Source organism: Actinophytocola sp. (assembly GCF_036002505.1).
Lineage (GTDB): Bacteria > Actinomycetota > Actinomycetes > Mycobacteriales > Pseudonocardiaceae > DASYTH01.
Window position 1 is genome coordinate 1 of the sequence record NZ_DASYTH010000212.1, and the last position, 4,519, is coordinate 4,519.

The following is a 4,519-nucleotide window of genomic DNA, read 5'->3' on the forward strand; positions in this document are numbered from 1 at the left end:
CGACCGCGGTTGGCATTCGGTTGCCCTTCCTTGAGAAATCGCGGCCCCGGAGAACCCCGCACCAGTGTGGCGTCACCGGCTGGTGAACACCACCCCCGCCGAGCTGCCGCCGCGCCGGCTCGGTTCGCCGGCGGCCAGAACTTCGCCTCCGCGCAGGAACTCCAGGCCGGAGGCGACGCCGATGGTCGGGGCGATCTTGATGGTGGGGTCGAGCGGGGACGTGTCGCTGACCGCGAACCGCTGGCCCAGGGCCTGGAGGCCGGGAGTGGTCGGCAGGGCGATGAAGTCGGGCTCGGCCTGGGAGGTGGCGCCGTTGCGCTGGGAGGCCCGCGGGGCGGCGATGGCGTCGGGGAGGGGCATGCCGAAGTCGATGCGGTTGATGAGGATCTGGATGACGGTGGTGATGATCGACGCGCCGCCGGGGGAGCCGACGGCGAGGAACGGGCGGCCGTGGCGGAGGACGATCGTCGGGGACATGCTGGAGCGTGGGCGTTTGTTGGCGGCGGGGAGGTTCGGGTCGGGGGCGGTGCCCTGGGTGGGGGCGAAGTTGAAGTCGGTCAGCTCGTTGTTGAGCAGGAAGCCGCGGTGCGGCACCACGATGCCGGCGCCGCCGAGCTGTTCGATGGTGTGGGTGTAGGAGACGACGTTGCCCCAGCGGTCGCTGACCACGAAGTGGTTGGTGTGGGCGCCGTCGTTGCCGGCCGTTGTGTCTACTGTGGACAGGGTGCAGGTCGGGGTGCCGTTGGGGTCGCCGGGGGCGACCGGGCTGGTCAGCGCCTGGGCCGGGTTGATCAGGCAGGCGCGCTGCTTGGCGAACCGGTCGGAGAGCAGTTGGCGTTGCGGCACGGTGACGAACGCCGGGTCGCCGATGAACCGGTTGCGGTCGGCGAAGGCCAGCCGGGTGGACTCCAGGTAGTGGTGCAGGGCCTGCACACGATCCATTGTGGACAGTGGGAAGTTCTCCATGATGTTCAGCGACTCGCCGACGGTGATCCCGCCGCTGGACACGGGTGCCATCCCGTAGACGTCCAGGCCGCGGTAGCTGACATGGGTCGGATCCCGGTCGATGGTGCGGTAGTCACGCAGGTCGGCGAGCGTCATCCGGCCGGGGATCGGCTCCAGCGTGGCGCCGGGGGCGAGCGGCAGGTTGTGCACCGAGTCCACGATGTCGCGCCCGATCGCACCGCCGTAGAGCGTGCGGATGCCGTGCCGGGCGATCTCCCGGTAGGTGTCCGCCAGGTCGGGGTTGCGGAACCGGGAGCCGACCTCGGGCAGCGCGCCGCCCGGCAGGAACAGCGCCGCGGTGGAGCTGAACTGGGCGAACCGCCCCTGGTTCTGCCGGGTCAGCTCGCGGAACGTCGCGTCGACGACGAAACCTCGGTCGGCCACGTCGATCGCCGGGCGCAGGTTGTCGGCCAGGCTGAACCGGCCCCACCGGTCCAGCACCCGCTGCCAGGTGGCCACGGTGCCGGGCACCCCGACGGAAAGCCCGCTGGTGACGGCCTTCGGGAACGGCAGCGGCGCACCGGCGGCGTCCAGGAACATCCGCTCGTCACCGGCCGCCGGCGTGGTCTCCCGGCCGTCGACGGTGAGCACCTGGTGCCGGCGCGCGTCGTAGAACACGAAGAAGCCACCGGAACCGGGACCCGCGACGTACGGGTCGGTCACGCCCAGCACCGCGGCCACCGCCACGGCCGCGTCGGCCGCGGTGCCGCCCCGGCGCAGCACGGCGAGCCCGGCCTGGGTCGACTCGAACGTGTCCGAGACGACCGCACCGCCGAAGCCTTGTGCCACCGCCTGTTTGGCCGGCGGGGTCTCGGCGACGGCCGGCGTCGCGGCCGCGAGCCCGGCGACGACCAGCAGACCGGCGGACAACGCTGAGATTGTTCGGCGACGAGCGCGCACGGCAGGCCCCTTCGCGAGAGAACAGGTCCCCCTGTTCTACGCGCGTGCCGGATCGGCGTCCACCCTGCGGACGTCCGCCCCGAGCCTGACCATGTTCTCCACGAACAGCGGGTAGCCGCGGTCGATGTGGAACACGTCCCAGACCTCGGTCACGCCGTCGGCGCGGAGCCCGGCGAGCACCAGGCCGACCCCCGCGCGGATGTCCGAGGCCCAGACCGGCGCGCTGGACAGCCGGTCCACGCCGCGCACCACCGCGTGATGGCCGTCGGTGCGGGCGTCCGCGCCCAGCCGTACCATCTCCTCGATGAACCGGAACCGCGCCTCGAACAGGTTCTCGGTGATCATCGAGGTGCCGTCGGCGATCGAGGCCAGCGCCACCGCGAACGGCTGCAGGTCGGTGGCGAAGCCCGGATAGGGCAGCGTGACGAAGTCGACCGCCTTGGGCCGGTCGCGCTGCACCACCCGGAACGCCTGCCCGGCGGTGGGGGGTGGGCCCGCCCCCCCTCTGCCCCCCGCAGGGGGGTGGGGGCGGGCAGGCACTATCGACACCTCGGCGCCGGCCAGCCGCAGCTTCTCCAGCACCAGGTCGAGATGATGCGGGTCGACCCCGCGCACGGTCACGTCGCCGCTGGTCATCGCCGCGGCGAAGGCCCAGGTGGCGCCCACGATCCGGTCGCCGATCACCCGGTGCTCGGTCGGCTGCAGCGCGTCCACCCCATGCACGGTGAGCGTGGACGTGCCCGCACCCTCGATCTTGCCGCCCATCTGCTGCAGCATCGTGCACAGGTCGACGATCTCCGGCTCGCGCGCGGCGTTGTCGATCACCGTGGTGCCGCTGGCCAGCACGGCGGCCATGAGGATGTTCTCGGTGGCGCCGACGCTCGGAAAGTCCAGCCAGATCTGCGCGCCGTGCAGGCCCTCCGCCTCGGCCACCACGCAGCCGTGCTCGATCTCGCTGTGCGCGCCGAGCTGACGCAGCCCGTTCTGGTGCATGTCCAGCGGCCGGCTGCCGATCGCGTCGCCGCCGGGGAGCGCCACGACCGCGCGCTTGCACCGCCCGACCAGCGGGCCGAGCACGCAGACCGAGGCGCGGAGCTTGCCCATGGACGCCGAGTCGGCGCGGTGGCTCAGCGTGGCCGGCGTGGTGATCACGACGGTGTCGCCGGAGATGTCCACGGCGCACCCGAGGCTGCGCAACACGTCGGCCATAAGCGGGACGTCGAGGATCCGCGGGCAGTTGGTGAGCGTGGTGGTGCCCTCGGCCAGCAGCGCGGCCGCCATCAGCTTGAGCACACTGTTCTTGGCTCCGACCACATCGACCTCGCCGGCCAGCCGGGCTCCGCCGTGAACCTGGAAGTGCTCCGTCACGAGTGCCAATGATGAACCAACAGAAGGGACCGGCCCGCCGCGGGGGCGCCCCGCCGGCCAGCCTGCCGCGCGGCTATCCTGCGCCGTGCTCGTCGTGCGGAAATTGGCAAGTCCGGCGGGTTTCCTGCTCGCCCTGCTGTTCTTCGCGCTGCCGTTCGTGGCGGTGTCCTGCGACGCGGGCGCGGCGGGCTCGTTCGACGTGTCCTACACCGGGGTCGACCTCGCGACCGGGACCAAACCGAGCATCGAGGCCAGCGGCGCGCTGGCGCCCTCCGGCGGCGGGCCGGTGGATCCCTCTGACGCACCCGACCCGGGCGTGCACGTGCTGGCCATCCTCACCGCGGCGCTCCTGCTGGTGGGCATCGGGACCATGCTGCTGCGTCGGGCCCGGCGGCGCCGGTTCGCCGCGGCCGGGGTGGCGGTGGCCGCGGGCGCGTTGCTGGTCAGCACGGAGCTGACCGCCATGGCGCACCTGCGGGCGCCGGCTCAGCGGGTGATCGAGTCCCAGGCGCCGGGCACCACCGACGGGATGGCCGCCGCGCTGGACGAGGTGATCCAGACGCGGGTCGGCTACTGGCTGGTGCTGGCCGTGCTGATCCTGATCCTGGCGCTCAACCTCGCGGCGGCGGCTCGGGCCTGGGTGCGGCAGTAGGGTGCCCCTATGGCCGTGCACATCACCCGCGTCTACACCAAGGTCGGCGACAACGGCACCAGCGCGCTCGGCGACGGCAGCCGGGTGTCCAAAACGGACCCGCGGCTCGCCGCCTACGCCGATGTGGACGAGGCGAACTCCTCGATCGGCGTGGCCCTCGCCCTCGGTGCCCTGCCGGACGAGGTGGCGGACGTGTTGCGGGCCGTGCAGAACGACCTCTTCGACGTGGGCGCGGACCTGTGCGCCCCGATCGTCCCGGATCCCAAGTACCCGCCGCTGCGGATCACCGAGTCCTATGTAGAGCGTCTGGAACGCTGGTGCGACGAGTTCAACGCCCGCTTGGCCAAGCTCACCTCGTTCATCCTCCCCGGCGGCACCCCCGGCGCGGCGCTGCTGCACGTGGCCCGCACGGTCACCCGCCGGGCCGAGCGCACCGCCTGGGCCCTGATCGAGGTGGACACTGAGCGCACGAACGTGCTCACCGCGCGGTACCTGAACCGGTTGTCGGACCTGCTGTTCGTGCTGGCGCGGATCGCGAACCCTGGCGGCGACGTGCTGTGGCGGCCCGGGGGCGGAGTGCGATGAAGGGGGCCT

The 4,519-nt window shown here is 72.3% G+C and carries 4 protein-coding genes; 2 read left to right on the forward strand and 2 right to left on the reverse strand.

Translation table 11 applies throughout. The features are described from left to right. Window positions 1–72 precede the first annotated feature (72 nt). Window positions 73–1,905: a gamma-glutamyltransferase gene (gene ggt, locus VGR06_RS18140; protein WP_414637293.1), complete on the reverse strand. Its 1,833-nt coding sequence runs from the start codon at window positions 1,903–1,905 to the stop codon at window positions 73–75. 36 nt (window positions 1,906–1,941) lie between these two features. Further along, window positions 1,942–3,273 (reverse strand): UDP-N-acetylglucosamine 1-carboxyvinyltransferase, encoded by a 1,332-nt coding sequence (murA, locus tag VGR06_RS18145; RefSeq protein ID WP_327560272.1) that lies wholly within the window; start codon window positions 3,271–3,273, stop codon window positions 1,942–1,944. Between the two features lie 85 nt (window positions 3,274–3,358). Here murA and VGR06_RS18150 point away from each other — a divergent pair, with 85 nt between their 5' ends. Further along, a complete protein-coding gene (locus VGR06_RS18150) occupies window positions 3,359–3,925 on the forward strand; it encodes a hypothetical protein (protein ID WP_327560273.1) in 567 nt (188 codons plus the stop codon). 9 nt (window positions 3,926–3,934) lie between these two features. Next, window positions 3,935–4,510, forward strand: a complete 576-nt coding sequence (locus tag VGR06_RS18155; RefSeq protein ID WP_327560274.1) for a cob(I)yrinic acid a,c-diamide adenosyltransferase — start codon at window positions 3,935–3,937, stop codon at window positions 4,508–4,510. Window positions 4,511–4,519: the final 9 nt, after the last annotated feature.